Origin of the sequence: Albimonas marina (genome assembly GCF_029223255.1) — a bacterium.
GTDB lineage: Bacteria > Pseudomonadota > Alphaproteobacteria > Rhodobacterales > Rhodobacteraceae > Albimonas.
In genome coordinates, this window is record NZ_JARHUC010000001.1 from 548,762 (window position 1) to 575,602 (window position 26,841).

23 protein-coding genes are annotated in these 26,841 nt (G+C 73.5%); 6 read left to right on the forward strand and 17 right to left on the reverse strand.

Annotated features, from left to right (window positions below):
• Positions 1 to 79 precede the first annotated feature (79 nt).
• On the forward strand, positions 80 to 856 hold the full coding sequence (locus P2H44_RS02395; RefSeq protein WP_275761817.1) for a sulfite exporter TauE/SafE family protein: 777 nt from the start codon (positions 80 to 82) through the stop codon (positions 854 to 856).
• 72 nt (positions 857 to 928) lie between these two features.
• Here the strand turns inward: P2H44_RS02395 and P2H44_RS02400 are convergent, their stop codons facing one another.
• From P2H44_RS02400 to P2H44_RS02420, 5 genes are all read right to left on the reverse strand, one after another.
• Positions 929 to 1,438 carry a fasciclin domain-containing protein gene (locus P2H44_RS02400; RefSeq protein ID WP_275761818.1) on the reverse strand — a complete coding sequence of 170 codons (510 nt, stop codon included), beginning with the start codon at positions 1,436 to 1,438 and terminating at the stop codon, positions 929 to 931.
• A 163-nt stretch (positions 1,439 to 1,601) separates the two neighbouring features.
• Entirely contained in the window at positions 1,602 to 2,519 is a 918-nt protein-coding gene (gene truB, locus P2H44_RS02405; RefSeq protein ID WP_275761819.1) for a tRNA pseudouridine(55) synthase TruB, read from the reverse strand.
• Between the two features lie 3 nt (positions 2,520 to 2,522).
• Entirely contained in the window at positions 2,523 to 2,996 is a 474-nt protein-coding gene (gene rbfA / locus P2H44_RS02410; protein ID WP_275761820.1) for a 30S ribosome-binding factor RbfA, read from the reverse strand.
• Between the two features lie 59 nt (positions 2,997 to 3,055).
• The gene (locus tag P2H44_RS02415) at positions 3,056 to 3,712 is read right to left on the reverse strand and encodes an AAA family ATPase (RefSeq protein ID WP_275761821.1); all 657 of its coding nucleotides are present in this window, start codon (positions 3,710 to 3,712) and stop codon (positions 3,056 to 3,058) included.
• A gap of 99 nt (positions 3,713 to 3,811) precedes the next feature.
• The gene (locus tag P2H44_RS02420) at positions 3,812 to 5,017 is read right to left on the reverse strand and encodes a WD40/YVTN/BNR-like repeat-containing protein (protein WP_275761822.1); all 1,206 of its coding nucleotides are present in this window, start codon (positions 5,015 to 5,017) and stop codon (positions 3,812 to 3,814) included.
• A 95-nt stretch (positions 5,018 to 5,112) separates the two neighbouring features.
• On the opposite strand from P2H44_RS02420, the gene P2H44_RS02425 reads away from it, so the two are divergent.
• Positions 5,113 to 6,015: a sulfotransferase domain-containing protein gene (locus tag P2H44_RS02425; RefSeq protein WP_275761823.1), complete on the forward strand. Its 903-nt coding sequence runs from the start codon at positions 5,113 to 5,115 to the stop codon at positions 6,013 to 6,015.
• Positions 6,016 to 6,293: 278 nt separating this feature from the next.
• Here the strand turns inward: P2H44_RS02425 and P2H44_RS02430 are convergent, their stop codons facing one another.
• From P2H44_RS02430 to P2H44_RS02460, 7 genes are all read right to left on the reverse strand, one after another.
• A complete protein-coding gene (locus P2H44_RS02430) occupies positions 6,294 to 8,348 on the reverse strand; it encodes a methyl-accepting chemotaxis protein (protein ID WP_275761824.1) in 2,055 nt (684 codons plus the stop codon).
• A gap of 152 nt (positions 8,349 to 8,500) precedes the next feature.
• Positions 8,501 to 11,206, reverse strand: a complete 2,706-nt coding sequence (gene infB / locus P2H44_RS02435) for a translation initiation factor IF-2 (protein WP_462976248.1) — start codon at positions 11,204 to 11,206, stop codon at positions 8,501 to 8,503.
• Between the two features lie 142 nt (positions 11,207 to 11,348).
• Complete coding sequence (locus tag P2H44_RS02440) at positions 11,349 to 12,128, reverse strand: RNA-binding protein (protein WP_345798969.1); 780 nt, start codon at positions 12,126 to 12,128, stop codon at positions 11,349 to 11,351.
• Between the two features lie 31 nt (positions 12,129 to 12,159).
• Positions 12,160 to 13,767 carry a transcription termination factor NusA gene (gene nusA / locus P2H44_RS02445; RefSeq protein WP_275761826.1) on the reverse strand — a complete coding sequence of 536 codons (1,608 nt, stop codon included), beginning with the start codon at positions 13,765 to 13,767 and terminating at the stop codon, positions 12,160 to 12,162.
• On the reverse strand, positions 13,739 to 14,383 hold the full coding sequence (gene rimP / locus P2H44_RS02450; protein ID WP_275761827.1) for a ribosome maturation factor RimP: 645 nt from the start codon (positions 14,381 to 14,383) through the stop codon (positions 13,739 to 13,741). The genes nusA and rimP overlap by 29 nt, the downstream gene beginning before the upstream one ends.
• 166 nt (positions 14,384 to 14,549) lie before the next feature.
• A complete protein-coding gene (locus tag P2H44_RS02455) occupies positions 14,550 to 15,833 on the reverse strand; it encodes an MFS transporter (protein ID WP_275761828.1) in 1,284 nt (427 codons plus the stop codon).
• Between the two features lie 12 nt (positions 15,834 to 15,845).
• Positions 15,846 to 16,457 carry a hypothetical protein gene (locus P2H44_RS02460; RefSeq protein WP_275761829.1) on the reverse strand — a complete coding sequence of 204 codons (612 nt, stop codon included), beginning with the start codon at positions 16,455 to 16,457 and terminating at the stop codon, positions 15,846 to 15,848.
• Positions 16,458 to 16,957: 500 nt separating this feature from the next.
• On the opposite strand from P2H44_RS02460, the gene zapE reads away from it, so the two are divergent.
• Positions 16,958 to 18,124 carry a cell division protein ZapE gene (zapE, locus tag P2H44_RS02465; protein WP_275761830.1) on the forward strand — a complete coding sequence of 389 codons (1,167 nt, stop codon included), beginning with the start codon at positions 16,958 to 16,960 and terminating at the stop codon, positions 18,122 to 18,124.
• Positions 18,125 to 18,136: 12 nt separating this feature from the next.
• The gene (locus tag P2H44_RS02470) at positions 18,137 to 19,480 is read left to right on the forward strand and encodes a DUF2254 domain-containing protein (RefSeq protein WP_275761831.1); all 1,344 of its coding nucleotides are present in this window, start codon (positions 18,137 to 18,139) and stop codon (positions 19,478 to 19,480) included.
• A gap of 58 nt (positions 19,481 to 19,538) precedes the next feature.
• On the opposite strand, the gene P2H44_RS02475 is transcribed toward P2H44_RS02470, so the two are convergent.
• Positions 19,539 to 20,036 (reverse strand): hypothetical protein, encoded by a 498-nt coding sequence (locus P2H44_RS02475; protein ID WP_275761832.1) that lies wholly within the window; start codon positions 20,034 to 20,036, stop codon positions 19,539 to 19,541.
• Between the two features lie 186 nt (positions 20,037 to 20,222).
• Between P2H44_RS02475 and P2H44_RS02480 the strand changes: the two genes are divergently transcribed.
• Positions 20,223 to 21,770 carry an ATP-dependent DNA helicase gene (locus P2H44_RS02480; RefSeq protein WP_275761833.1) on the forward strand — a complete coding sequence of 516 codons (1,548 nt, stop codon included), beginning with the start codon at positions 20,223 to 20,225 and terminating at the stop codon, positions 21,768 to 21,770.
• A gap of 81 nt (positions 21,771 to 21,851) precedes the next feature.
• Here the strand turns inward: P2H44_RS02480 and P2H44_RS02485 are convergent, their stop codons facing one another.
• From P2H44_RS02485 to P2H44_RS02500, 4 genes are all read right to left on the reverse strand, one after another.
• Positions 21,852 to 22,619 carry a hypothetical protein gene (locus P2H44_RS02485; protein ID WP_275761834.1) on the reverse strand — a complete coding sequence of 256 codons (768 nt, stop codon included), beginning with the start codon at positions 22,617 to 22,619 and terminating at the stop codon, positions 21,852 to 21,854.
• A 178-nt stretch (positions 22,620 to 22,797) separates the two neighbouring features.
• Positions 22,798 to 23,814, reverse strand: coding sequence for an esterase-like activity of phytase family protein (locus P2H44_RS02490; RefSeq protein WP_275761835.1), 1,017 nt, complete (start codon positions 23,812 to 23,814; stop codon positions 22,798 to 22,800).
• The gene (gene mepA / locus P2H44_RS02495) at positions 23,804 to 24,700 is read right to left on the reverse strand and encodes a penicillin-insensitive murein endopeptidase (protein WP_275761836.1); all 897 of its coding nucleotides are present in this window, start codon (positions 24,698 to 24,700) and stop codon (positions 23,804 to 23,806) included. Before mepA ends, P2H44_RS02490 begins: the two co-directional genes overlap by 11 nt.
• Positions 24,697 to 26,049, reverse strand: a complete 1,353-nt coding sequence (locus P2H44_RS02500; protein ID WP_462976249.1) for an MFS transporter — start codon at positions 26,047 to 26,049, stop codon at positions 24,697 to 24,699. Before P2H44_RS02500 ends, mepA begins: the two co-directional genes overlap by 4 nt.
• 192 nt (positions 26,050 to 26,241) lie before the next feature.
• Here P2H44_RS02500 and P2H44_RS02505 point away from each other — a divergent pair, with 192 nt between their 5' ends.
• Positions 26,242 to 26,553, forward strand: a complete 312-nt coding sequence (locus tag P2H44_RS02505) for a DUF6280 family protein (protein WP_092863517.1) — start codon at positions 26,242 to 26,244, stop codon at positions 26,551 to 26,553.
• Positions 26,554 to 26,841: the final 288 nt, after the last annotated feature.

Consider the following 26,841-nt stretch of genomic DNA (forward strand, 5'->3'; position numbering starts at 1 on the left):
GCGGGGCGGGCGGCCCCCGCGCCCCCGCGGCGCCCGGATTTCCCGCCCCGTTTCAGCGGTTTCAACCGGAAGGACCCCCATGATCCTCGATCCGTTCGATCCCCTTTTCCTGGCCGCCGCGGCGCCGGCGGTGCTGGTGGCGGGGATCTCGAAAGGCGGATTCGGGGGCGGGGCGGGCTTCGCCGCGACCCCGATCATGGCGCTGGCCCTGCCGCCGGAGGTGGCGGTGGGGGTGATGCTGCCGCTGCTGTGCGTGATGGACCTGACCGGGCTGCGCGCCTACTGGCGGCGCTGGAGCTGGCCCGACGCGCGCGCCCTGATGGCCGGCGCGGTGCCCGGGATCGCCCTTGGCGCGATCTTCGTGAGCCTGATTCCAACCGACGGGCTGCGCCTGATGATCGGCCTGATCGCGCTGGGCTTCGTGGCCTTCCAGCTCGCCCGCGCGCGGGGCTGGATGGCGGGCGGCGGCGGGCGGCCCTATTCCGGCGCGCGGGGCGGCTTCTGGGGGGCGGTCTGCGGCTTCACCAGCTTCGCGAGCCACGCCGGCGGGCCGCCGGCGGCGATCTACCTGCTGGGGCGGGGTCTGGAGAAGACGCATTACCAGGCCACCACGGTGATCCTGTTCTGGTGGGTGAACCTGGTGAAGCTGGGGCCCTACTGGGCGGTGGGCTTGTTCGACCAGGGCCAGCCGATGGCGGCGCTGGTCCTCGCGCCGCTGGCGGTGCTGGGCTTCCTCGCCGGGGTCTGGGCCCACACCCACGTGCCGGAGCGGTGGTATTTCCGCGTGCTCTACGTGCTGCTGACGCTGACCGGGACCAAGCTCGCGATCGACGGCGCGACGGGCCTGCTGGGCTGAGGCCCGCGGGGGGGGGCGGCGCCGCCCGCGCCACGGAGGAGGGGGACGGCGGGCGGCGCCTGGGGACCTGCCTTACGACGCGGGCAGGATCACGGCGTCGATGACGTGGATCACGCCGTTCGACGCCTCGATGTCGGCGGTCGACACGGTCGCGCCGTCCACCATCACCGCGTCGCCGTCGATGGTGATGGTCACGTCGTCGCCCGAGACCGTGGTCGCGGTCATGCCGTCGGACAGGTCCGTGGACATCACCTTCGCGGGGATCACGTGGTAGGTCAGCACCTCCTTCAGCGCCTCGGGATCGGCGAGGAGCTGGTCGAGCGCGCCCTCGGGCAGGGCCTCGAAGGCGGCGTCGGTGGGGGCGAAGACGGTGAACGGACCCTCGCCGGAGAGGGTCTCGACCAGGCCCGCCTCCTTCACGGCGGCGACGAGGGTGGTGAAGTTCCCGTTCTCCACGGCGATCTCGACGATGGTCTTCTTCGCGGCGTGGTTGTCCGCCCAGGCGGCGGTGGCGATCCCGCCGGCCAGCGCGGCGGCGGCCAGGGCGATGGAAGTGCGGGCGAGGGGGATGGTGCGAAGCATGGGGGGCTCCTCTCTCTTGCCAACGACGCCCTCATCGGCGTCTCGGAAAGTGGTTACGGAGCCCCAAGCCATTGGGATCACTGACTTAAAATTCGCGTGAGAGCCTTGCCTGCCGCCGGTAAAACGCTAGCGCGCGGGCACGGTGGGGCGGGCGTCGACGGCGTCAGCCCTCGCGCACGAAGACGCGATTGGGTTTGACCCGGCCGCCTTCCCAAACGCCCACCGCGATGGCCTCGCCCCCGCGGGAGGCCCAGCAGGGATCGCCCCAGGCGATGCCGTCCGGCGCGTGGGTGGCGGCGCCGAGACGGCCCTGGCGCAGGTCGGCGACGGCCTGTTCGCTCACCCGCACCTCGGGCAGGTCGGCGAGGCCGAGCTCGAGCGGCGCCAGCGGCGCGGTCTCGGGCGCCTCGCGCAGGCGATCGAGATCCTCGAAGGCGATCTTCGCGTCCTCGACCCGGAAGGGGCCGGCGAAGGTGCGGCGCAGGGCCGCGACGTGGCCGTGGCAGCCCAGCGCCTCGCCGAGATCGCGGGCGATGGAGCGGACGTAGCCGCCCTTGCCGCAGATCATCTCCAGCTCGGCATGGTCGGGATCGGGGCGGGCGACCAGCTCCAGCTTCGCCACGTGCAGGGGGCGGGCGGCGAGCTCCATCGTCTCGCCGTCGCGGGCGATGTCGTAGGCGCGCTCCCCGTCCACCTTCACGGCGGAGAACTGGGGCGGCACCTGCTGGATGTCGCCGCGGAACGGGACCAGGGCGGCGCGGATCTCGTCGTCGGTGGGGCGGGCGTCGGAGCTTTCGACCACCGGCCCCTCGCGGTCGTCGGTGGTGGTGCGCTGGCCGAGGCGGACGGTGAAGCGATAGCCCTTCAGCCCGTCGGTGACGAAGGGCACGGTCTTGGTCGCCTCGCCGAAGGCCACCGCCAGCACGCCGGTCGCCAGCGGGTCGAGCGTGCCGGCATGGCCCGCCTTCTTCGCCTGAAGCGCCCAGCGGGCCTTGGAGACCACCTCGGTCGAGCCGACGTTCAGCGGCTTGTCGATGATCAGCCAGCCGTGGACGTCGCGGCCGTTCTTGCGCCGGCCCATGGCTCAGCGGGCCTCCCCGCGGCCGTCGTCCTCGTCGCGGGCCCCGTCCTCGACGTCGTCGAGGTCCGCGTCGTCCTCCTCGTCCGCGTCGAGATCGCGCTTCACCCGGTCGTCGGCGAGCAGGCGGCGCGTCTCGTCCATGCGGTCGAAGCTGCGGTCGAGGCGGAAGCGCAGGTCGGGAGAGAACTTCAGCTTCACCTCGCGGGTCACCGCGCGGCGCAGCTCCTGCCGGTTGCGGTCGAGCAGGGCCACCACCTCGTCCGCGCCGGCGCCGCCCAGCGGCATCACGAAGATCTCCGCGTGGCGCAGGTCGGGGGACATGCGGGCCTCGGAGACGGTGATCGAGAAGCGCTCGAGGTCGGGGTCGTGCAGGTCGCCGCGCATCAGCACGTCGGAGACGGCCCGGCGCACGAGCTCGCCGACCTTCAACTGGCGCTGGGAGGGGCCGCGGCCTTCGCCGTGCCGGGAGCGATGCATGGCAATCTCCTGCGGAAAGAGGGCCGCGTCATAACGCCGAAGGGCGCCGCGCGCAACGGTCAGAGGGCGGCGGGGTCGGTTCCGTCCACGATGAACTCCGCCGGGCGGCTGTTCTCGAGCATCCGGCGGGCGTTGGGCAGGTCCACCTCGTCGAGCTTGCGGGCCAGCGCCTCGGGCGTGAAGTCGAGGTCCCGCCAGCGCCGGGTCAGGCGCGCGCGCAGGGTGTCGAGATCGCAGGCGAGCATCGCCGTGACGTCGAAGCGCGGCGCGAGCGCATCCCACGGGGCCTGGTTCAGCAGCAGCCAGTTCCCCTCGACCACCACCACCCGCGTCTGCGGGGCGATGATCCGGGCGCCCGCGCGCGAGATCTCGAGCGTGCGGTCGAACAGGGGGGCCGCGACCTCTCCGCCCGCGCGCAGGCGGTCGAGCAGGGCGGCGAGGCCGCCGACGTCGAAGGTCTCGGGCGCGCCCTTCATCGGCAGCAGGCCGCGCTCGCGCAGCACGCCGTCGTCGTAGTGGAAGCCGTCCATGGGGGCGACCTGGGCGGGAAGGGCGTGGCGCGTGGTCAGCAGGGTCGCCAGCGCCTCGGAGGCCGTGGACTTGCCCGCGCCCGGCGGGCCGACCAGCGCGACCAGCAGGCGCGCGCGCCCCTCGGCGCGGGCGGCGAGGGCGGCGGCGAAGCCGGCCAGCGTCAGGGTCTGGGATGTCGTGGTCATCGGCGCCTCCGTCGCGGGCCCCGCGCGCGGGGCGGGCGGGGCCGGCCCCGGTCTAGCAAGCCGGGGGCGCGGGGTCACGACGGATGGCGGGCCCGACGCTCAGGGATGCGCCATCACCTCGACGCACAGGACCGTGGGCAGGTGGCGGGCGGGCTCCTCCCAGGTCTCGCCCTCGTCGCGCGAGACGAAGATCGAGCCGCTGTTGGTGCCGAAATACACCCCGACCGGCTCGCTGCGGTCCACCGCCATCGCCTGGCGCAGCACGGTGAAGTAGCAGGCCGCCTGCGGCAGCCCCTCGCGCAGCGCCTGCCAGCCCTCGCCGCCATCGCGGGAGCGCCAGACCGCCGCCGCCGCCTCGGGCGGGAAGCGGCCGAGCGTGTCGCCGTTCAGGGGCAGGGTCCACAGGGTCAGCGGATCGCGCGGGTGCACCGCCACCGGGAAGCCGAAGGTCGAGGGCAGGCCGCCCGAAATCTCCCGCCAGCTGCGCCCGCCGTCGTGGGAGCGGAACACTCCGTGGTGGTTCTGCTGGTAGAGCAGGTCGCCCTCCGGCCCCGGGGCGCGGACCATGTTGTGCACGCAGTGGCCGACCTCGCGCGGGTCCTCGCCGGGGTGGTCGTGGCCGTGATCGTGGCCGGGGTCGTGCGCGGGGGCCGGGGCGTCGTTGGCCAGGCGGTTGCGTCGCTCCCACGTCCGGCCCGCGTCCTCGGTCGCGAAGACGCCGGCCGCGGAGATGCCGAGCCACAGCTTCGCGGGATCGCTTGGGTCCGTGACGATGGTGTGCAGGGTCAGGCCCGCGCCCCCCGGCTCCCACCCGTCGCGGGAGGGGTGGTCGGCCAGGCCCTGCACCCGCTCCCAGGTCTCGCCGTCGTCGCGGCTGACGTAGAGCATCGCGGGCTTGGCCCCGACGTAGAGCGTGCCGTCGGCCGCCCGCGCGATCGACCACAGCGCGTCGATCTCGCCGGTGAAGGGGGCGGGCGGGGACGGCTCGCGGCCCATGTAGGCCCGCATATCGGCGTTCTGCGCGAGGAACTCGTCCATCTGCCCGTTGGCGAGCAGGCTGAGGGTCCAGCTCTCGCCCCCGTCGGTCGAGCGCCAGACGCCCGCGCCCGTCCACTCGCCCCCGCCCACGGCCCACAGGCGGCCGGTGGCGGGGTCGCCCAGCATGTGGTTGATCGGCCAGCCGTCGCAGAACGGGCCGCGGATGCGCCAGCCGTCCCGCCCGGCGTCCGCGGTCATCAGGAACGCGCCCTTGGTGGCGCCGACCAGCACCGTGACCTCGCCCGACATCTCCTGCGCGCCTCCCATGGCGGATTCCGTTGCGTCGGGCGTGACGTTGGGCCGATCTTCGTGGCGGAATCGGGGCGCCGCCGACGCGCGGCCCCGAGAGAGGGGAGATCGAGATGATGACCGAGGCGACCGAGCTCGCCCCCGCCGTCGCGACCTACCGCGGCGACGTCACCTGCCCCGAGCGCTGGTCCACCTGGACCCCGCGGCGCGGCGACGTGCTGGTCTGCACGCCGCCGAAATGCGGGACCACCTGGACGCAGACCATGGTGGCGATGCTGCTGGCGGGGCGCGCCGACCTCGGCGAGCGGATCGGCGTGGTCAGCCCCTGGGTCGACTCGGTGCTGGGCGAGGCGGAGACGGTGCGCGCCAACCTCGCCGCGCAGGAGGGGCGGCGGGTGGTGAAGACCCACACCCCCGCCGACGGCTTCCCGGCGTGGGAGGGGGTGACGGTGATCGCGGTCTACCGCCACCCGCTGGACGTCTTCGTGTCGCTGCGCAGCCACGTGGCTAACCGGGCGACGGCGGGGGCCTTCCACCGCATGCGCAGGCCGCTGGACGAGGCGCTGGCGGGCTATCTCGAGGATCCGGCCGACCTCTGCGCCTACGACGAGGACACGCTGGCGACGGTCGCGCGCCACTACCGCGAGACGGCGCTGTCGGGGCGCCTGCCCGACCTGCGGGTGATGCACTACGCCGACATGGTCGCCGACCACCGCGGCGCGGTGCAGGCGCTGGCCGGGGCGATCGGGGTCGAGGCCTCGCCCGCGCTGATCGACGCGATCGTGCAGGCCACCGCCTTCGACACGATGCGCGCCGAGGCCCATCGCTACGTGCCCGAGCCCGGCACGGGCTTCTGGCACGACGACGCCGGATTCTTCGCCAAGGGGGGCGCCGGGCGCTGGCGCGAGGTCGTCCCCGAGACGGCGCTGCCCCGCTACGCCGAGCGTCTGGCCGAGCTGATCCCGGACCCGCAGGCGCGGCGCTGGCTGGAGGAGGGCGGGGCGGCGAAGGGCTGAACCGGCCGTGCCGGGAGGCCGCGGGGCCGGGTCGGCCGGCCTCGTCGAGCGGCGGTGGGCCGAGCCGGCCCTGCCGAGCGGCGGCGGCGCGGGTCGAGCCGGCCTTGCCGGCGGCGGCGCCCCCCTCATCGGGCCCCCTCGCGCGGCCTCCGGTTCGAAGGCGCGGCGCTGTCCTGGGCCCGGGAGGCGGCCGCGCCCGACGGTCGCCTGACCGGGGGCGAGGCGAGGGGCCTCCGGGGGCCCCGGCCCGGCCCAGGGGAGCCGCCGGCCCGGGGGCGTCAGGCGGCGCGGCGGGCGGGGGCGTCGACCGAGAAGGCGTCGACCAGGGCGTTGAGGGCCCGGGCCTCGTCGGCCAGCGCCGTGGCGCGCGCGGCGCCGTCCTCGGCCATTTGAGCGTTGCGCTGGGTGGCGTCGTCGAGCGCGCTGATCGTCGTCCCGATCTCGCCCACCGCCGTCGCCTGCTCCGCCCCCGCCGAGGAGATGCCGGCGATGTCGGAGACGATGGTGGAGATCGACTGCTCGATCTCGGCCAGCGCGGCGCCGGTCTCGCGCACCAGGCGGGCGCCCTGGTCGACGTGGCCCGCGCTCTCCCCGATCAGGGCCGAGATGTCGCGCGCGGCCGCGGCGCTGCGCTGGGCCAGCGTGCGCACCTCGGAGGCGACGACGGCGAAGCCCTTGCCGGCCTCGCCCGCGCGGGCGGCCTCGACGGCGGCGTTCAGCGCCAGGAGGTTGGTCTGGAAGGCGATCGAATCGATCACCGAGTTGATCGCCGAGATCCGGCCGGCGCTGTCCTCGATCCGGCTCATCGCCTCGACCGCGTCGCGCACCACCACGCCGCCGCGGTCGGCGCGCTGGGCGGCCTCGCGCACGCCGGCGTCGGCGTGGCGCGCGCTGTCGGCGGAGGTGCGGATGGTGGCCGAGATCTCCTCGACCGTCGCCGCCGTCTCCTCGAGCGAGGCGGCCTGCCGGGCGGTCCGCTCGCCGAGGTCGCGGGAGGCCGAGGAGAACCCGTCGGTCGCCGAGACGATCGCGGCGCTGGCCGACTGGATGCGGCGCACGAGGTCGGAGAGGCGCAGCAGCGTGTCGTCGAAGGCCTCGCGCAGGGCGGCGAATTCGCCGTCGACCTCCGCGCCCATGCGGGTCGCGAGATTGCCCGCGGCGAGCTGGTCGAGCGCCGCGCCGATGGCCTCGATCACCCGGCGGGTGCGGGCCTGGGCGGCGCGGGCGGCCTCGGCCTCCGCCTGCGTGCGGCGGGCGTCGCGCTCGGCGCTCTCGCGCAGCTCGGCCTCGCGCGCCTCGCCTTCCCGGCGCAGGCGTTCCTGCAGGCGCTCGAAGGCGCGGGCGATGTCGCCGATCTCGTCGGGGCAGTCGCGCCCGCGCATGTCGGCGTGCCGGCCGTCGGCGACGTCGGAGAGCGCCGAGGCGGTCTCGGCCAGGGGGCGGCTGACGGCGGCGGCGATGCGGCGGGTCATCACGGTCATCGCGGCGACGCCCAGCACGATCGCGATCCCGACCCCGGTCATGCGCGCGGTGGAGGCGAAGCCCGCCGCCTCGTCCGCCGCCGAAGCCTCGGCGCGGGCGGACGCCGCCAGCGTCTGGAAGGGCGGGGCCGCCGCGGCGAGGGTCTGGGCCATCTCGTCCTTCAGGCCGGAGAATCGGGTGCGCATCTCGGCGAAGCGGTGGAAGTCGGCCTGGTAGGCGGCGAGCAGGGCCAGGATCTCCTCCCGCGCGGCGGGGGAGGGGAACAGCGCTTCGGGGAAGGCCGCGAACTCCTCGATCCGCGCGTCGAGCCGCTCGACGTATTTGGCGCCGCCGCGCATCATGAAGTCCTTCTCGTGCCGGCGCATCATCAGCATCTTGGCGGCGAGCTCGGCCGAGCCGATCTCGTCCAGCCGGGTCTCGACGGCGTGGACCGAGGCGCGCAGGGCGCCTTCCAGGCCCTGGGTCTCGTCGTAGCCGAGCGCCCGCTCGACCTCGACCAGCCTGTCGAAGAGATCCCGGTGCCGGGCAACGGCCGCGGAGAGGGCGGCGAGCTCGGGCGCGGGTCCCGCTCCGGCGAGGCGGGCCAACGCCGCCTCGGCGCGGCCCATTTCGGCGCGGTACTCCGCCTCGATCGCGTCGGAGGGGGCGGCGGCGAAGCGCTGGGTCGCCTCGGCCGCGCCGAGAAACCCGATCCGCGCCGCGTCGGCGGCATGTTCGCGGGCCTGGGCCTGGGCCTGACGCTCCCGCGCGGCGCCTTCGAACAGGGACGCCGCGACGACGGTCACGGCGATCGCGGCCAGGATCGCCACGGCGGCGGGGGTCAGACGCAGAATGCGGGCCCGGATGGTCATGCGCGGCGCTCTCCCGAAATGGGGGGAAGGAATGCGCGGACCCTGCGTCGGACAGGGTTTACAGGGGGTGAAGACCGCAGGCTGGGGGGCGAACGCGAAACGGCCGGGGCTTTCGCCCCGGCCGCTGCGGTTTTCCGATCCGGCGCAGACCCTTAGAGGGTGCGCTCCACCTCCTGGGTGGTGAAGATCTCGATGACGTCGCCTTCGCGGATGTCCTCGTAGTTCTGGAAGGCCATGCCGCATTCCTGGCCGGAGCGAACCTCGTTCACCTCGTCCTTGAAGCGCTTCAGGGTCTTCAGCGTGCCCTCGTGGATCACCACGTCGTCGCGCAGCAGGCGGACGCCCGCCGACTTGCGCGCCACGCCCTCGGTGACCTCGCAACCCGCGACCTTGCCCACGCCGGTGACCTTGAAGACCTCCTTGATCTTCGCATAGCCGATGAAGGTCTCGCGGACCTCCGGCTTGAGAAGACCCTGGGCGGCCAGCTTCACGTCGTCCACGAGGTCGTAGATCACCGAGTAGTAGCGGATCTCCACGCCCTTCTGGTTGGCGGCTTCGCGGGCCGGCGCGTTGGCGCGGACGTTGAAGCCGATCACCGGCATGTTCGACGCCTCGGCCAGGCCCACGTCGGTCTCGGTGATCGCGCCGACGCCGGAGTGGACGACGCGGACGCGGACGTCCTCGTTGCCGATCTTCTCCAGCGCCTGGACGATCGCCTCGGCGGAGCCCTGCACGTCGGCCTTCACCAGCACCGGCAGCTCAGCGACGTTGGCGTCGGCCTTCACCTGGGCCAGCAGCTGATCGAGCGTGCCGCGGGCGCCGGCGGCGGCCTGCTTGTCGCGGGCCTGACGCTGGCGGTAGTCGGCGATCTCGCGGGCCTTGCCCTCGGACTCGACCACGTTCAGCACGTCGCCGGCCGCGGGGGTGCCCTGGAGACCCAGGACCTCGACGGGAACCGACGGGCCGGCCTCGTCCACGCGCTCGCCCTGGTCGTTGATCAGGGCGCGCACGCGGCCCCACTGCTCGCCGACCACGAAGATGTCGCCGCGCTTCAGGGTGCCGCGCTGGACCAGCACGGTGGCCACGGGGCCGCGGCCGGTGTCCAGCTTCGCCTCGATCACCGCGCCTTCGGCCTGCCGCTCGGGGTTGGCCTTCAGCTCGAGGATCTCGGCCTGCAGGGCGATCGCCTCGAGCAGGGTGTCGAGCCCCTTGCCGGTCTTGGCCGAGACCTCGACGTCCTGCACGTCGCCGGACATCTCCTCGACCACGATCTCATGCTGCAGCAGGTCGGTGCGCACCTTCTGGGGGTTCGCGTCCGGCTTGTCGCACTTGTTGATCGCCACGATGATCGGCACGTTCGCCGCCTTCGCGTGGTGGATCGCCTCGATCGTCTGGGGCATCACCGCGTCGTCGGCCGCGACGACCAGGATCACGATGTCCGTCACCTGCGCGCCGCGGGCGCGCATCGAGGTGAAGGCCGCGTGGCCCGGCGTGTCGAGGAAGGTCACCGGCGCGCCGGAGTCCGTCGTGATCTGGTAGGCGCCGATGTGCTGGGTGATGCCGCCGGCCTCGCCCTGCACCACGTTGGTCTTGCGCAGCGCGTCGAGCAGCGAGGTCTTGCCGTGGTCGACGTGGCCCATGATGGTCACGACCGGAGCGCGCGGCTGCAGATCGCCCTCGGCGTCCTCGACGGTGTCGATCGCCTGCTCCACGTCCGAATCGGAGACGCGCACGACGTTGTGGCCGAATTCCTCGACCACGAGGGTCGCGGTGTCCGCGTCGAGCGTGTCGTTGATGGTGACCATCATGCCCGACTTGAACAGCATCTTGACCACGTCGGCGGCCCGCTCGGCCATGCGGTTGGCGAGCTCCTGCACCGTGATGGCGTCGGGCACGTTGACGTCGCGGGTCACCTTCTCCCGCTCGACGCCGCGGCCGCCCATCTGGCGCTTCTGACGCTCCTGCTTGCGGCGCATGGCGGCGAGCGAGCGCTGGCGCCCGCCCTCGTCGCCCGAGGTCGCCGAAGAGATCGTCAGCTTGCCGGAGCGGCGACGCTCGTCGCCGCCGCGGCCGCGGCCGGGCTTCTTGTCGTCGGCAGGGGCCGCGCGACGCGGGGGGACGCCCCGCATCGGACGGTCCTTGCCCTCGCCCTCGGCGGGCGGGGCGGAGGCCGGATCGGGCGCGGCGATGCGGGCGGCTTCACGCTCCGCCTTGGCGCGCTCGCGCTCCTTCTTGTCGGCCTCGGCCTTCTTGCGGGCCTCCTCCTCGGCGGCGAGGCGCTCGGCCTCCTCACGCTCGCGGCGGATCTGCTCCTCGGCCTCCTTGCGCTCGCGCTCTTCCTTCTCTTTCAGAAGGCGCTGGCGCTCGGCCTCGCGTTCCTTGGCCTCGGCTTCTTCCTTGGCGCGACGGGCGCCTTCGTTCTGCTTGGCGGCCTCGAGCGCCTTCTTGCGGCGCTCGTATTCCTCGGGCGACAGGCTCTTGAGCACGTTGCCCTTGCCCTGGCGGCGCTGGGGCTTGGAATCCGCGCCTGCGCCGGCGGCCCGCTGGGCCGCGGCCGCGGCGGGCGCTTCCGCTCCGCCGGTCGGGCGCACGCCGGCGCCGGCGGGACGCGCGGCGACGCCGCGCGGGCCCGGAGCCACGGAGGGCCGGGGCGCCGACGCGCCGGAAGAGGCCGGCGAAGCGGGGGCGGGAGCGGCAGGTGCGCCCTCGCCCGGCTTCATCAGCTTCTTGCTGCGCTTGGTCTCCACCACGACCGACTTCGTCCGGCCGTGGCTGAAGCTCTGCCGGACACGCCCGGGGCCTTCGCCGCCGGGACGCGATCGGGTCTTCATGCCGCCGGATTTGTCGTTGCCGTCCATTCTGTCGTCCATCAACGTCCTGTTCGCCTTCGCGCCAGCCCCATCGCCGGTCCGGGACCCCCTGGGCCCCGCGCGTTTCGCGGACGGGTCCGGGACCCCTCCACGGCCATCAGGGCCCCGCCGGTCGGTGGAGCCCTCCTCGTCAGTCCGCGGCGCCGGATCGGTCCGGCCCCGCCTCGGGGTCTGGATCCCGGCGATCCTCCGCCGGGGAATCAGTCGTCCCGGCAAGATCTTCGCCGTCTCGGCGATCCGCACCCCCGCTCCCGGCTGGTCCCGGCTTCGGCCCGTCGCCGGGTCCGGCCCCGTCCTGGGGACCGGCGTCCAGCGCCGTGGGCCGGAAGCCCGCCAGCCGCGCCGCGTCCCGAAGGAAACGGTCGGCAGCTCCGCCGGCGTCAAGCGCGGCGTGTATCACATAGTCCCGCCCGAAGGCCAATCCCAGTTCTTCGCTGGAAAGGACATTCACGACTGGAGCGCCTCGGGTCATCGGGCGAAGCTTGCCCAGACCCTGTTCGGACCCGTCGCGCGCATGCAGAAGCGCGGCCGTGGGTCCTTGCTTGAGGCGAGCCTTTACCTTCTCGAACCCCGTCACCGCAAGCCCCGCCTTCCTGGCGAGGCCAAGCGAATCGACGGCGCGGCGCGCAAGCAACGATTCGAGGAGCGTCTCCAGCCCCTCGGGAACGCCCACCTGCGCGCGGGCCGCGCGCGAGAACGCGCGCTTCTTGATCGCCGTGCGCAGCGAGTCGGCGTCCGAGCTGAGCCAGATGCCGCGGCCGGGAAGCCGTTCGGCGAGATCGGGGACGATCTCGCCTTCGGGCCCCACGACGAAGCGGATCAACCCTTCGGTCGAGCCGCTCTCGCCCTTCACGATGCAGCGGCGCTCGGGACCGGTCTCCCGGTCCTTGCGCCTTCCGCCTCGGGTCATGATCGCGCCCTCCGTCCCGGAGCCGCGCCGATCAGGCCTGGGCCTCCTCCTCGGCCTCGCCGTCCTCTTCGGCGGCGGCGGCGATGTCCTCCTCGGAGACCCAGCCGAGGCCGAGTCGGGCGCGCATGACCATGGCCTGCGCTTCCTCGAGGCTGACGTCGAAGGGCTCCAGCACGCCGTCGTCCTTCTGGCGCTTGCCGTCGACGACCGTCCAGCCGCCCGCAAGCTCCCAGTCGGCGCAGGTGGCGAAGTCCTCGAGCGAGAGGACGCCGTCCTGCGCCAGCGCCAGGATCATCTGGGGCGTGAGGCCCTCGAATTCAACCAGGTCGTCCTGGACGCCCAGCTCGCGGGCCTTCTCCAGCGCCTGCTGGTTGAGCTCCTCGAGGCTTTCGCGGGCGCGGGCCTGCAGCTCCTCGGCGGTGTCCTCGTCGACGCCCTCGATCGAGAGCAGCTCGTCGAGCTCGACGTAGGCGACCTCCTCGAGGGTGGTGAAGCCCTCGGAGACGAGCAGCTGGGCCACGAACTCGTCGACGTTCATGGTCTCCATGAACAGGTTCGTGCGCTCGGCGAACTCGGCCTGCCGGCGGGCGGATTCCTCCTCCTCCGTCAGGATGTCGATGTCCCAGCCGGTGAGCTGCGAGGCGAGGCGCACGTTCTGGCCGCGGCGGCCGATGGCGAGCGAGAGCTGCTCGTCGGGCACCACCACCTCGATGCGGCGCGCGTCCTCGTCGAGCACGACCTTGGCGACCTCGGCGGGCTGCAGGGCGTTCACGATGAAGGTCGCCGGATCCTCGGACCACGGGATGATGTCGATCTTCTCGCCCGAGAGCTCGGAGACGACGGCCTGCACGCGGGAGCCGCGCATGCCGACGCAGGCGCCGACGGGGTCGATGGAGCTGTCGTGCGAGATCACGCCGATCTTGGCGCGCGAGCCGGGGTCGCGGGCGACCGCCTTCACCTCGATCACCCCGTCGTAGATCTCGGGCACTTCCATCTTGAAGAGCTCGGACATGAACTCGGGCGCGGTGCGCGAGAGGAAGATCTGCGGGCCGCGGGTCTCGGCGCGGACGTCGCGGATGAAGGCGCGGATGCGGTCGCCGTTGCGGTACATCTCGCGCGGGATCAGCTGGTCGCGACGGATCACGCCCTCGCCCCGGCCGAGGTCCACGATGACGTTGCCATATTCGACCCGCTTCACCACGCCGTTGATGATGGTGCCGACGCGGTCCTTGAACTCGTCGTACTGGCGCTCGCGCTCGGCCTCGCGGACCTTCTGCACGATCACCTGCTTGGCGGTCTGCGCGGCGATGCGGCCGAACTCCAGCGTCGGCAGCGGCTCGGCGATGAAGTCGCCGGGCTCGGCCTCGGGGTTCATGGCGCGGGCTTCGCTGAGCGCGATCTCGGTGAAGTGGTTCTCCACCTCCTCGACGACCTCGCGGGCGCGGGACATGCGCAGCTCGCCGGTCTTGCGGTCGATCTCGGCGCGGATGTCGTACTCGGCGCCGTAGCGCGAGCGGGCGGCCTTCGCGAGGCTGTCCTCCATCGCCTCGATCACCAGGACGGGATCGATCAGCTTCTCGCGGGCGACCGCGTCGGCGATCTGCAGCAGCTCAAGCCTGTTGGCGCTGACCATCGTCATCCTCCTCGTCGTCGCCGTCCGCGTCGTCGTCGGAGGCGTCCTCGATTTCGTCGTACAGACTTTCGTCCATGTCGGGCAGGGCGGTACCGGCGGCCTTGCGGGCCTTCAGCGATTCGGAGATCAGCGCGTCGCTCAGCACCAGCTTGGCGTCGGCGATCCAGTCGAACTTCAGGCCGATCACGCCCTCGGGGATGCGGATCAGGACCTCGTCGTCCTCGACCCCCTCCAGCTCGCCCTTGAAGCGCTTGCGGCCGTCGATCAGCTCGTTGGTTTCGAGCTTGCACTCCCAGCCCGCGAAGCGCTCGAAGTCCTTCAGGCGCGTCAGGGGGCGGTCGATGCCGGGCGACGAGACCTCGAGCGCGTAGGCGCCCTCCACGGGGTCTTCGACGTCGAGCGCGGCCGAGACGGCGCGCGAGAGGTCGGCGCAGTCGTCGACCTCCATGGTGCCGTCGGGCTTCTCGGCCATGATCTGCAGGGTCGCGCGCTTGGCGCCGCCCATGAAGCGCAGGCGCACCAGCTCGAAGCCCATGCCTTCCACGGTGGGACGCACGATCTGGGCGATGCGCTGGTCGAGGGGGGCTTTCGCCACCAGTCCGGTGATGTCGCGATCGGTCATGCGGTCGCTCCAGAAATGAAAAAGGCGGGCCTCAGCGGCCCGCCCTTTCGGTCCGGTCGTCGAAGGCTTCCGAGGAGGCCAGCGACGCCGCTATGTCGAGGGGCATATACACGCGAGGGGCGACCGGGGCAAGGGCCCCCGATCGCGCCCGCATCGAGGGCCGATCTCAGGCCGCGGCCCCCAGGGCGGGCAGCGGCTTCTCGCGCACCGGGATGTGCACGGCGGCGGAGAAGAGCGAGATCGCCACGCCGATCCACCACACCGCCTCGTAGTCGCCGAAGCGGTCGTGCAGGGCCCCGCCCAGCCACACGCCGAGGAACCCCCCGACCTGGTGGGAGAAGAACACGATCCCGTAGAGCGTGCCCATGTAGCGCATCCCGTGGATGAAGCCGACGAGGCCCGCGGTCAGCGGCACGGTGGCCAGCCACAGCGAGCCCATGGCGACCGAGAAGAACAGCACCGTGGCGGGCGTCATCGGGATCACGATGAAGGCGGCGCACACCGCGGCGCGGGCGAGGTAGATCACCGTCAGCAGCCAGCGCTTGGGGAACTTGCCCCCCAGCCGCCCGGCCAGCAGCGTGCCGCCGATATTGGCCGCCCCGATCAGCGCCAGCGCCCATCCCCCCAGCGCCGCGGTCGAGGAGATGCCGACCGAGGCGAGCAGGCCGGCGGGATCCACGGCCGCGCAGGCCTCGGTGATGAAGGCGGGGAAGTGGGCGGTGATGAAGCCCAGCTGGTAGCCGCAGGAGAAGAAGCCCAGGAAGATCAGGATGAAGGACGGGTCGGTCATCGCCCGCTTCACCGCCTGGCCGAGCGAGCCGCCGGCCGCCGGGGCGCCGGGAACCGCGGGGGCGGGCGCGCCGGTGGTCAGCGGCAGCAGCAGGGCGGCGCCGCCCAGGATCGCCACGCAGATCAGGAACACGTCCTCCCACGCCATCTCGGTCAGCAGCATCCCCAGGATCGGCGGCAGGATCAGCTGCCCCACCGAGGCCGCCGAGGTGACGATGCCCAGCGCGAGGGAGCGGTTGGCGTCCGACGCCTCGCGCCCCACCGCGCCCAGGATGACGCCGAGGCCGGAGCCCGCGATGCCGAAGCCGATCAGGATGTTGAGAAGCTGGTGCCCCTCGGGCGTCGTCGCCCAGGCCGAGCCCAGCAGGCCCACGGCGTAGATCGCCATGCCCAGCGCCAGCGTCCGCCGGGTCCCGAACTTCTCGGACATCGCGGCGAAGGCGGGCTGGGCGGCGCCCCAGGCGAGGTTCTGCAGCGCGATGGCGAGGCTGTATTCCGCCCGCGGCCAGCCGAAGGTGGACTCGATTGGGATCTGGAACAGGCCGAAGGCGGCGCGCACCCCGAAGCCGAGCGCGAGGATCACCGCGCCCGAGATCAGCATCGGGGTGAACAGCCGCTCGGCCGACCGCTCGGGCGACGGGGGGGAAGAGATCGCGGACATCCGTCGGCTCCTTCAGCGGGGGGCGGGCGAGGGCGCGGCGGCGTCCGGCGCCTCCGCCCGTCGCCAGACGCGCAGCGAGACGCCGCGGTCGGGGTTCAGGATCTGCACGTCGCCGGGGACCAGCCCGGCCTCGGCCAGCAGCGCCTCGGGCCCGCGGCCGGGGGCGAGGCCCGAGAACACGGGCCGGCCGCCGGGCAGCGGGCAGTCGGGGTTGGTCGCCAGGTGGAAGGCGTCGAAGCCGGGCTGGCCGGGGGCGGGGCGCAGGAACTGGTCGAAGGCCGCGCGCCCGCCGGGCACGCCGATGCGCCCGCCGTCCGGGGCCACCTCGGCCAGCATCGCGGCCGGGAGCACGTCGGCGGGGTTCCACCACCAGGCGTCCGCGCGCCGGACCAGGCCCTGGGCCCCGCGGCTCATCACCACCCGCAGGCGGTCGGCGCGGTTGGGCGTCGCCTCGTGGCTGGCGCGGGCGAGCACGGTGGCCACGCAGGCGTCGAGCGCGGCCTGGAACAGGGCCCAGTCGGCCTCGTCCCCCAGCCGCGGCGGGAACAGGCCGTCGGCGTCCGCGATCATCCCCTCGGGGGAGACGATGGCGTGGCCTTCGATGAACCAGCGGGGAAGGGTCATGGCGGCAAGGTCCGGCGGGGGGTCCGGGAAGGGAGGCGGACGGGGAGCGCCCCGTCCGGTCGCGGCCAACAGAGCCCTTCGCCGGGCGGAAGGCAAGGTTCCCTTTCGGAACGCGCGATGGTTTTTCGTGATGCCCCCCATCTTTCCGCCGCATGACAGATCCTGGAGGGCGCCCGCCGCCCGCTCGCAAGGGCCCGAGCCGCAGGCCGCCGAGGCCGGTCCGCGGAGGGGCCGCCGGTGATCCGTGGCGGACCTTGCGCCCGGTCCTGCGAGGGGCGGCCGAGCCGCCTCCCTCGCGCGTCGCGCGCCTCCGCCCGCCCCGGGCCGACGGCGCGCAGCCGCCGCGCGGCCGAGGGGGCTCGACGCCCCCGAGGACGCCCACCCGCCCCCTGCAAAGCGCGCCGGCGGTTGACATCGCCGCCGCCCGCGCCTTTTCACGGGGGCGGGTCCTCGCGGCCCTTCCGCCCGTCCCCGCCCCCGATCCCGGACCTCGCCTGCCGATGACCTCCTCCGCCGAGACGCCCCTCTCCCGCTACCGCGCCCTGGTCAAGGCGGGGACCCTGAAGGCGGACCCGGCCCAGGCCCAGGCGGCGGAGCAGCTGCAGCTCCTCCACGACCGGCTGAAGAACTACGACCCGCAGGCGGGCAAGAAGGTCGCCCGCGGCTGGTTCGGCTGGGGACGCGAGAAGAACCGGCAGGAGACGCTGGGCGGGCTCTACATCTACGGGGGCGTGGGGCGCGGCAAGTCCATGCTGATGGACCTGTTCTGCGACATCGCCCCGATCGCGCCGAAGCGCCGCGTCCACTTCCACGCCTTCATGCAGGAGGTCCACGCGGGCATCAAGAAGGCGCGCGAGCGGCACGAGACCGACCCGATCCAGCCCGTCGCCCAGGCCATCGCCGACTCGGCCACGCTGCTCTGCTTCGACGAGATGCAGATCACCGACATCGCCGACGCGATGATCGTGGGCCGCCTGTTCGAGGGGCTGTTCGCCCGCGGCGTGGTGATCGTCACCACCTCGAACCGCCACCCCGACGACCTCTACAAGGACGGGCTGAACCGCGCGATCTTCGTGCCTTTCATCGAGATGCTGAAGGAGAAGCTGGACGTCCACCACCTGGACGGCGCCGCCGACCACCGCCAGGACCGCACCCGGGGCGACGTGCGCTATCTCTCGCCGCTGGGCCCGGAGACGACGGCCGAGATGGACCGCCTGTGGGCCGAGCAGGGCGACGCGCCCGAACGCCCCCTGACGCTGGAGTTCCCCGGCCGGAAGGAGACCTTCCAGCGCGGCAAGCCCGGCGCCCTGCGCGCGAGCTTCGCGGACCTGTGCACCCGCCCGCTCGGCCCCGCCGACTACCTGGCGCTGGCCGAGGCGGTGAAGGTGGTGATGATCGAGGACGTGCCGCGCCTGTCGCGCGCCCGCAACAACGAGGCCAAGCGCTTCGTCACCCTGATCGACGCGCTCTACGAGGCGAAGACCAAGCTCTACGTCTCCGCCGCCGCAGAGCCTGAGACGCTCTACGAGGAAGGCCCCGGCGCCTTCGAATTCGAGCGCACCGCCTCGCGCATCGAGGAGATGCGCGGCGAGGACTGGCCGCCCGCCCCCGAGGCGGCGGGGCCGGACCCGCAGGACGCCCCCGGCGCCCTGCCGGACCGCGGATAAGGAGAGCCGGCGATGACCACGCGGCTGAAGGGACTGCTGACGGCCGCGCTGGAAAGCCTGTGGTTCGTGCCCCTGGCGATGCTGGCGATCAGCCAGGCGCTGGTGCTGCCGGCGCTTCTGATGGGGCTCGAGCCGTCGGCCGGGCTGACGCTGCTGGGCTTCGACGACTTCGCGAGGAAGGTGCAGGAGCTGGAAAGCGGCTACGACGCCGATGCGGCCCGCGACCTGCTGACGATGATCGCGGGCGGCATGGTCACGGTCATCTCGATCGTCTTCTCGCTCAGCTTCGTGGCCCTGACCCTGACCTCCCAGCAGATCGGGCCGCGGATCATCGACTTCTGGCTGCAGGCCAACGTCACCCAGGCGCTGCTGGGGCTGAGCCTGTCGGCCTTCTTCGCGGCGCTGTCGGGCCTGCTGGTGCTGACCCAGGGGGATCCGGGGGGCGCGTCCTCGCTGACCGCGGTGCTGATCGCCTCGGTGCTGGGCTCGCTGACGCTGGTGGCGGTGGTCCTGTTCGCGACCCGGATGTCCGAGGCGATCCGCGCCGACGCCACCGTGGCGCGGGTGGGGGACATGTTCGTCGCGGCGGTCGCGCAGGACAAGGCGCCGCGCGCCGACGCCGCCGAGCACCGCGAGGCCGTGGAGCTCGAGGCGCTGGCCCGGGCCGAGGGGCGGGCGATCCCCGCGGCGACGGCGGGATACCTCGCCTCGGTCGATCTCGACGGGCTGGCGGACTGGGCGCGGGGCCACGGCCTGCGCCTCGCGCTGCTGGCGCGGGAGAACGACCACCTGCTGCCGGGCGCGCCGCTGGCGCTGGCGCTGGGGATGCACCATGCCGACGGCGCCGGCGGGGTCGAGGACGCGCTGCGCGCACGCCTGGCGCTGACCCCGCGCCGGCGGCGCACCGGCGTCGCGGATTTCGAGGGCGACGCCCTGGCCGAGATCGCGATGCGCGCGCTGTCGCCCTCGCTCAACGACCCGTTCACCGCGATGGCCTGCCTCGACCGGATCCTGGAGGGGTGCCTGCGCCTCGCGGCGCTGGGCGCCCCCTCCCGCCTGCGGCGGGAGCCGGGCGGCGAGGCGATCGTGGCGGCGCCGGGCTGCGGCGCGGCCTGGCTGGCGCCGCGGCTGATCCACCCGGTCATCGAGGCCGGCCGCGACCACGCCCAGGTGCTGGAGACCGCGGCCCGCGGCCTGTGCGCCCTGCGCGAGGCCGCGACCGCGCCCGAGGACCGCGACGCGGCCGAGCGCCTGATCGCCCGCGTCGCCCGCGCGGCCGAGGGTCTGCGCGATCCCGACGACCGCGCGCTGGTCCAGGAAGCGCTCGCCTCCGGCGACGGCCGGCAGGAGGGCTGAGCGCCGGCGCGGGCACGAGAGGCCCCGCCCCGCCCCGCCCCGCGCCGTCGCGCCCGGTTCAGCCCTTGCGGATGATCTTCTCGGGGAACTCGATCCGCAGGCGCTCGGGGTCCGCGTAGGCCGGCGTCCAGGGCAGGTCCGTCGGCAGGCAGTTCGCCTCGCGGCCGACGTTCTCGCCCCAGGGCAGGGGGCCCGCGAAGCCGTCGATGTCCGACAGCAGGCGGACCTCGCCGACATAGATCTCGGTCCGGCCCAGCACCTCGGCGAGGATGTCGAAGTCGAGCAGCTGGAAGTCGCCCTTCTCCATGTAGGCGCCGCACAGGACCGTGCGGCCGTCGCGCTCCTCCAGCTTGGCGAGGATGCCGACCATGCCGGGCTCGGCGCCCGTGCGGTAGCCGACGCCCCGGAAGGCGAAGCTCTCGGCGTCCAGCGGCACACGGTCGACCGGGGTGCGGCTGGCCACGGCGCCGCCGCAGGCGGCGAGCAGGGCGGCGGGAAGCAGGGCGAGCGCGAGGCGGCGGGCCGCCGAGGGGCGGACGCGGAACGGGGAGATCATCGAATCGGGCGCTTTCAAAATGAACGGGAGATGAGGACCTTGGCGCCTCGCCCCGCGGTTTCCAAGCGCGCCCGGGCGCTTGCGGACGGCCCGTCGGGATTCCCTCGGGGGGCGGGACGGGCTAGGAAGGCCCTCGGACCGCGGCCCGCCGCCCGTCCCCGCCCGTAGCCGACCGCAGAGGCCCGCATGGACGCCGGCGTCGCCCGCATGGAGTTCTCCGAGGACCAGGCCGCCGCCCGCGCCACCGTGGCCGAGCGGCTGGAGGCGCTGGGCGTGGACCTCGACGCCGCCTCCTGCGAGCCGCTGGACGACGACGACGCCCGCGCGGCGGAGGTGCTGGCGGTGCTGGGCAAGGCGGGCTCGGGCAAGACCCGCCTGCTCGCCTCGCTGGTCAAGGAGCTGGAGGCGGCGGGGGTCGAGGCGGTCTCCTCCGAGTGGGAGAACCGCAAGAAGCGCGACAAGCGCACCTTCGCGGTGCTGTCGCCCACCAACAAGGCGGCCTCGGTGCTGCGCAACCTCGGCGTGCCGGCGACCACCATCCACCGCATCGTCTACACGCCCGTCTACGACCCAGAGTACGAGCGCATCGCCCAGTGGCTGGCGGGCGAGGCGGACCGGCCCGAATCCGAAACCATCTCCGAGGAGCAGCTCGCCCGCGCCGAGGCCGCCTACAAGTCCCACGGCTCGATTCCCGGGGCGCTGGCGGCGATGGGGCTGCGCGGCTCGGACTTCATCAAGGGCTGGACCCGGCGGGACGATCCGCTCGACATCGCGCTGGTCGACGAGGCCTCGATGATCGACGACCGGCAGATGGAGGACCTCAAGGCCCTGTTCCGGCTGATCGTCCTCTTCGGCGACCCGGCGCAGCTCGCCCCCGTCGGCCAGTCCGGCGCGATGGTCTTCGACAAGCTGCCCGAGGGGCGGATCTTCGAGCTGAGCCGCATCCACCGGCAGGCGGCCGACAACCCGATCCTCGACCTCGCCCACGCGCTCGCCGATCCGCAGATCGACTTCCCCGACTTCGAGACGATGGTCGAGCAGGCCGCCCGCAAGGACGAGCGCGTGGTGCTGGGGGAGCGGGCGGACGCCGAGCTGATGGCCCGCTCGCCGATGCTGGTCTGGCGCAACGCCACCCGCATCCGCCTGATCCACGCCTTCCGGCAGGTCCACGGCGCCCCGGAGACCGAGCTGCTGCCGGGCGAGCCGCTGATCTGCGACGGGGTCGAACTGCCGATGAAGCACCGCCGCAAGCGCATCGACCTCGAGGCGCGCGGGCTGGTGAAGGGCGCGCAGTGCATCTACCTCGGCCCGGGCCGCAAGCCGGGCTTCGCGCGCATCCACGTGCTGGGGGCGGAGGAGCCGAAGGTCAACGTGGCCGCGATCATCCAGATCGAGCTTCCCGACCAGGAGGAGCCGTTCATCCCCACCGCCGCCACCATGGGCGCGGCCTTCCTGCACGGGGCGGCGGCGACGATCCACAAGGCGCAGGGCAGCCAGTGGCAGACGGTGCAGGTCTACGCCCCCGACCTCTACGCCGCCTGGCGGGCGGGGCGGGCGGAGGCCGGGCTGCCGCTGTGGAAGCGCCTCGCCTACGTGGCGATCACCCGGGCGGAGGAGCGGCTGGTCTGGGTCACCCGCAACCGCATCGCGCGCCCGCGCTCGCCGCTGGGCATCGCGGACCTGTCCGACGATGCGGGGACCCTCACCCTCTCGGCGCCGCCGTCCGACGGCTGAGGGCGCGTCCCCGATGCGGCTCCCGAAACGCGGCCGGGGCCCGCGCAGGGCCCCGGGGCGTGGATCGGCGGGGCCGGCGCCTCAGGCGCGGCGGCGTCCGGCGGCGGCGCCCAGCGCGGCCAGCCCGCCGGCCAGCAGCAACGCCGGGGCGGGGAGCGGAACCTCGGGCGCCGGCAGGCCGTTGTCGTAGGTCACCGTCACCGCGAAGACGTCGGCGTAGCCCACCTGGCCGCTGGTCCAGTTCTGGTCCTCGCTCGAGGCGGCGTAGACCAGGCCGCGGCTCGTGTCGCCGATCGCGGCGTTGGCCGTCGTCTCCCACCCGCAGACGGGGCTCGCGCGATAGTCGAGCACCGCCATGTGGCCGGTGTCGTTGGCGCAGCCGCCGTACTGGGTCTCGACGAACCAGTGACGGTCGAGCCCGCTGTCGCCGGCCACCGAGAAGTAGTTGTGCGCGACCGAGGTCAGGTCGGTCCAGGAGCTCGACAGAACGTTGGCGGCGCTGAAGAAGCTCACGCGGGTCTCGCCCGTCGGGTCGAAGGCGATGTAGGCGAGCTCGACGCCGGCGGCGTTGTAGAAGGCGGTGCGGACCTCGGTCACGCTCGCCCAGTTCGTGGCGTCGTCGACCCAGGAATCCTTGTAGTCGTGGGTCGACTGGGTCAGCGAGGCGGCGCCCGCGACGCCCTCGTTGAAGCCGCCGGCGTTCGCCCAGCCCAGGTGCGCGTCGATCACCGAGGACGACCCGTCCACGACCTTCAGCACCACCCGGTCGACCATGTAGGCCTGCGCGCCCGTGGGCGCCGTCGAAAGAACCGCCCCGGCGAGCGCCGGGGCCACGATGAACCAACGCATCGCGAAATCCTCCCCACCATCAATGTCGCGCGCGGCCCCCGGCGAAGGCCGGACCCCATGCGGCGCGCGACGGTCAGGGTAGCACCGCGTCAGGCGTTCATGAACAATTATCTCTGAAACGGACTCAATGGGGGGATTTGGGCCCGGACGTCCACCGCTTCCGTCGCGCCGCGTCGGGTCAGTCGTCCGGCGGAACCTCGAACTCGTAAAGAACCGTGCGCTGCAGGAGGTTGAGGTTGTCGTCGGTGACCACCAGCAGCCGGGTGCGGCCCAGCGGATCGGTCCAGGCGGCGATCCCCTCGGCGTTGTCGGAGCCGGGGCCGGCGGGCATCTCCAGCATCACCTCGCCGTCCGCGAAGCCGTCGCCCTCGGGCCGGAAGCGGGCGATGGCGAAGGAGAAGCCGCCGAGCTTCGAGAATCGCCGCATCAGCAGCCACAGCCGCCCCCGGTCGTCGAAGTCCGCGCCGGTCGCCTCCATGTCCAGCAGCCGCGGGACGGTCGTCTCGGCGTAGGCGCCCGAGCCCGCGTCGCGCGGGTCGATCCAGGCGGCGGTGAAGTCGGCGCCGGCGGAGAAGGGCGTCTCCATCACCGCCAGCACCCGGCCGTCGGGGGCGACGGCCAGCGCCTCGGGGCCGGCGTTGGGGGTGGGGATCAGCCATTCGCGGGGCTCGGCGACGATCGCGCCCTCGGCCCCCGGCCCCTCCATCCGCTCCACGCGCTTGCGCCGCTCGAAGCCGACGTAGCGGGGGCCGTCGAGGTCGGGGGAGAGGATCGCGAGCCCCTCGGAGTCGCGCATCCGCAGGGGCGGGCGGACGTCGCCGGAAAGCATCGGGGCGAAGGTCGCCTCGCTCGCCTCCGACAGGCGGCCGCCGGCGCGGCGGATGCGGCCCTCGACCCAGACGCCCTGGTCGGTGAGGGCGACGAAGCGCTCCCCCCGGGGGTCGACCTCCAGCGCCGACAGGCCGCCGAAGTCGGCGCGGTCGCCGCGCAGCTCGATCGCCGACAGCAGGCGCAGGCGGGCGCCGGCGGGAAGGGCGGCGGGGAACGGCTGGGCCTGGAGGAGGAGGGGGGCGGGCGGCGCCGCCTCGCCCGCGGGCGCCGGCGGCGGGCCGCAGGCTGCCAGCGCCAGCGCCAGCGCCGGCGCGACGGCGCGCAGGAGGCGGGCGCGGGTCGGCCGGCCCGGCTCAGTCCGCATTCAGCACGCCCTGGCAGGCGGGGGGCAGGTCGGCCATGGTCATCACGTCCCGCTTGCGCACCACCGGCCCCTTGGGCGGCGGCGGGTTCAGCGCCTCGTCCGAGAACCACCAGTCCAGCGAGGCGTCGCAGCCGTCGCCCGGCGGCGGCGGGGCCTGGTTCTCGCAGCTCGCCGCGCCGGCGGGGCAGGCGAGGCGCACGTGGAAATGCGCGTCATGCCCCCACCAGGGCCGCACCTTGCGCAGCCAGTCCCGCGGCGCGGGGGCCGAGCGGCAGAGCTCGGCCTTGATCGCGGCGTTGACGAAGATGCGCGCCACCGCGGGATCCTCGGCCGCCGCCCGCAGCACCTGGAGGTGGGTGGGGGTCCAGTCCGCCGTCACCCCCCGCTTGTCGCGCGTGACCACCGAGACGGAGCCCGCGCCCTCGCGCGCCGAGTCGCTCATGCCCCCGGCAGGGGCCGGCTTGAGGAAGATGTCGAGGTCGAGCCCCACCTGGTGGGAGGAATGTCCGTCCACCATCGGCCCGCCCCGGGGCTGGCTGACGTCGCCCACCAGCACGCCCGGCCAGCCGGCGGCCTTCGCCGCGGCGCCCAGGCGCGTGAGGAAGCTGAACCCCTCGGGATGCGCCCAGTAGCGGTTGCGCGACAGGCGCACCGTCTCCCACCCCGGGCCGGAGACGGGCAGGGGCACGGCGCCGGCGAGGCAGCCCTCGGCATAGGAGCCGATCGGCGCGGGCGACTGGTCGGAGCCGCGGGATTCCGCGCCGAACAGGGTCTTGGCCAGCGGGACCGCCTGCGCCGGGGCCGCGGGCAGCATGACGGCGGCCAGCGCGGCCGCAAGGGCGGGGCGCGCGAGGCGGCGCAGGGAGGGGCGTCGGGGGGCGGTCATCTCTCACCTTCCGGGTCGACGGGGGCCAGCATCGCAAGGCCCAGGACGAACAGCACGACCACCGGCGCGACGCCGGCCTGCTGGCTCTCGAACAGGCCGGTGGCGAGCGCGACGGCGAGCGGCGCGAGGAACGCGGTCGCCTTGCCGGCCAGCGCGTAGAGGCCGAAGGCCGCGGTCATCCGACCCGCCTCCGCCTGGCGCACCAGCAGCGTGCGCGACGAGGCCTGGAGCGCGCCTCCCGCGCCGCCGACCCCTGCGCCGGCGATGTAGAACAGGATGTCCGGCAGGGAAGAGCCCGCCTCCACCGGCAGCACGAACAGCACCGCCTCGCGGCTGGCCGAGACGCCGAGCGTCGAGAAGACGATCAGCAGCAGCAGGCAGGCGATCACCACCGGCTTGGGCCCGCGGGCGTGGTCCGCGCGTCCGCCCAGCCATGCGCCCAGCGCGCCCACCACCGCGGCGAGGATGCCGAACACCCCGATCTGCACGATCGACCAGCCCAGCACGCCCGCCGCATAGACGCCGCCGAAGACGTAGAAGCCGTTCAGCGCGTCGCGATAGATCATCGAGGCGCCGAGGAACCACGACAGGCTCCGCCGCCCGGGCAGCGCCTTGAGGTCGGCCTTCAGCTCGGCCAGCCCGCGCTTCAGCGCGCCCGCCCGTCCGCCGCGGCGCGGCGCGTCGGGGACCCACAGGAACAGGGGCGCGACGAAGACCACGTACCACAGGGCGGTCAGCGGCCCCACGGCGCGGGTCCCCTCGCGCGTCTCGGGGTCGAGCCCGAAGGCCGGCGGAGTTCCCAGGAGGGTGACGCCCCGGTCGTTCTCGGCCAGCAGCAGCAGCATGACGGCGAGGCTGACGACGCCCCCCACGTAGCCCAGCGCCCAGCCGTTGCCCGACAGGCGCCCCACCTCCTCGCGCGGGGCGAGGTCGGGGAGCATGGCGTTGGTGAAGACGGTCGCATACTCGACCCCGATCAGCCCCAGCACGAAGAAGCCGAGCACCAGCACCGGGTCCGCCACGCCGGGCGCCGAGAACCACAGCAGCGCCGATCCGAGCGCGTAGCAGACCGAGAATCCCGCGATCCAGGGCTTCCGCGGCCCCGTCGCGTCGGCGATCGCGCCCAGGATCGGGGCGGTCAGGGCGATGGCCAGACCGCCCGCCGAGGCCGCCCAACCCCACATTTCCTGTCCGATCACGGGATCGGGAGCGACGGCGGACGTGAAAAAGGGCGCGAATATGAAAGTGATGATGAGAGTGTGATACGGTTGCGCGGCCCAATCGAACAGCATCCAGGCCCACCGGGCGCGGGCGGCGGTGGGGGCGGATTCGGCTTGAATCGCAGTCATTTGCTGGGGGGGCTCCGCCTGGGTGACGCGTGGTGCGAGAATGACCGCCAGGGGGGCTCGGAGCAAGCGGAGCTTTGCCAGGTATGCGCCAGACGCATGGCTGCCATGCGTTTCCGCTCCTAGCTTGAAGGAAATGCGACGGACTATGTACCGGCCAACTTTCCTTAACACCCCTCAGGAGGAACCGGCGCGATGTTCGACGCTGCCGACATGAGCTCTTACACCAACGATCAGGGCGCCCGCGCCCGGAAGCTGTTCTCCGCCGTCGTGCTCGCCGCGCTCGACGACGCCGTGATGGAGCAGCGCAAGTCCGGGACCGGCGTCGAGTCGATCGCCCGCTGGGCGCGCTCGAAGGACGGCCGCGAGGTCCTGTCCTGCGCCGGCATCGAGCCGAACGAGCGCTCGGTGAAGGGCCTGATGGCCTTCGTCGAGAAGGGCATCCGCACCTCGGTCGCCCTGCGCGGCGAGCGGGACGAGGACGAGGACGAGAAGGCCGCGGCCTGATCGCAAAGGGTTTTTCCCGACCGACGGCGTCTCCGGCCTGGACGGCCTGGACTGGCCCCACGCAAGCGGCCACACCCCCGGCGCCCCAGACAACGGTCGATGGAGCCCCTGGACATCAAAGGAGCGGCGATCCCCACGATCGCCGCTCCTTTCGCTTTGCGGGAGGCTCCGCGGCCGGTCCCGGCGCGCGGCGGAGGGCGCCGCCGCGGCCCTCCGGGCGGCCGGCAGGCGGCCTGCGGGGGAGCTCCCCGTCGAGGCCGAGGGCCGTCCTCGACGCGCAGCGCGCCG

Excerpts from the sequence above, each read along its gene's own strand:
- P2H44_RS02395 (WP_275761817.1), top strand. The coding sequence starts at position 80 with ATGATCCTCGATCCGTTCGATCCCCTTTTCCTGGCCGCCGCGGCGCCG.
- P2H44_RS02400 (WP_275761818.1), bottom strand. The coding sequence starts at position 1,438 with ATGCTTCGCACCATCCCCCTCGCCCGCACTTCCATCGCCCTGGCCGCC.
- truB (WP_275761819.1), bottom strand. The coding sequence starts at position 2,519 with ATGGGCCGGCGCAAGAACGGCCGCGACGTCCACGGCTGGCTGATCATC.
- rbfA (WP_275761820.1), bottom strand. The coding sequence starts at position 2,996 with ATGCATCGCTCCCGGCACGGCGAAGGCCGCGGCCCCTCCCAGCGCCAG.
- P2H44_RS02415 (WP_275761821.1), bottom strand. The coding sequence starts at position 3,712 with ATGACCACGACATCCCAGACCCTGACGCTGGCCGGCTTCGCCGCCGCC.
- P2H44_RS02420 (WP_275761822.1), bottom strand. The coding sequence starts at position 5,017 with ATGGGAGGCGCGCAGGAGATGTCGGGCGAGGTCACGGTGCTGGTCGGC.
- P2H44_RS02425 (WP_275761823.1), top strand. The coding sequence starts at position 5,113 with ATGATGACCGAGGCGACCGAGCTCGCCCCCGCCGTCGCGACCTACCGC.
- P2H44_RS02430 (WP_275761824.1), bottom strand. The coding sequence starts at position 8,348 with ATGACCATCCGGGCCCGCATTCTGCGTCTGACCCCCGCCGCCGTGGCG.
- infB (WP_462976248.1), bottom strand. The coding sequence starts at position 11,206 with ATGGACGGCAACGACAAATCCGGCGGCATGAAGACCCGATCGCGTCCC.
- P2H44_RS02440 (WP_345798969.1), bottom strand. The coding sequence starts at position 12,128 with ATGACCCGAGGCGGAAGGCGCAAGGACCGGGAGACCGGTCCCGAGCGC.
- nusA (WP_275761826.1), bottom strand. The coding sequence starts at position 13,767 with ATGACGATGGTCAGCGCCAACAGGCTTGAGCTGCTGCAGATCGCCGAC.
- rimP (WP_275761827.1), bottom strand. The coding sequence starts at position 14,383 with ATGACCGATCGCGACATCACCGGACTGGTGGCGAAAGCCCCCCTCGAC.
- P2H44_RS02455 (WP_275761828.1), bottom strand. The coding sequence starts at position 15,833 with ATGTCCGCGATCTCTTCCCCCCCGTCGCCCGAGCGGTCGGCCGAGCGG.
- P2H44_RS02460 (WP_275761829.1), bottom strand. The coding sequence starts at position 16,457 with ATGACCCTTCCCCGCTGGTTCATCGAAGGCCACGCCATCGTCTCCCCC.
- zapE (WP_275761830.1), top strand. The coding sequence starts at position 16,958 with ATGACCTCCTCCGCCGAGACGCCCCTCTCCCGCTACCGCGCCCTGGTC.
- P2H44_RS02470 (WP_275761831.1), top strand. The coding sequence starts at position 18,137 with ATGACCACGCGGCTGAAGGGACTGCTGACGGCCGCGCTGGAAAGCCTG.
- P2H44_RS02475 (WP_275761832.1), bottom strand. The coding sequence starts at position 20,036 with ATGATCTCCCCGTTCCGCGTCCGCCCCTCGGCGGCCCGCCGCCTCGCG.
- P2H44_RS02480 (WP_275761833.1), top strand. The coding sequence starts at position 20,223 with ATGGACGCCGGCGTCGCCCGCATGGAGTTCTCCGAGGACCAGGCCGCC.
- P2H44_RS02485 (WP_275761834.1), bottom strand. The coding sequence starts at position 22,619 with ATGCGTTGGTTCATCGTGGCCCCGGCGCTCGCCGGGGCGGTTCTTTCG.
- P2H44_RS02490 (WP_275761835.1), bottom strand. The coding sequence starts at position 23,814 with ATGCGGACTGAGCCGGGCCGGCCGACCCGCGCCCGCCTCCTGCGCGCC.
- mepA (WP_275761836.1), bottom strand. The coding sequence starts at position 24,700 with ATGACCGCCCCCCGACGCCCCTCCCTGCGCCGCCTCGCGCGCCCCGCC.
- P2H44_RS02500 (WP_462976249.1), bottom strand. The coding sequence starts at position 26,049 with ATGACTGCGATTCAAGCCGAATCCGCCCCCACCGCCGCCCGCGCCCGG.
- P2H44_RS02505 (WP_092863517.1), top strand. The coding sequence starts at position 26,242 with ATGTTCGACGCTGCCGACATGAGCTCTTACACCAACGATCAGGGCGCC.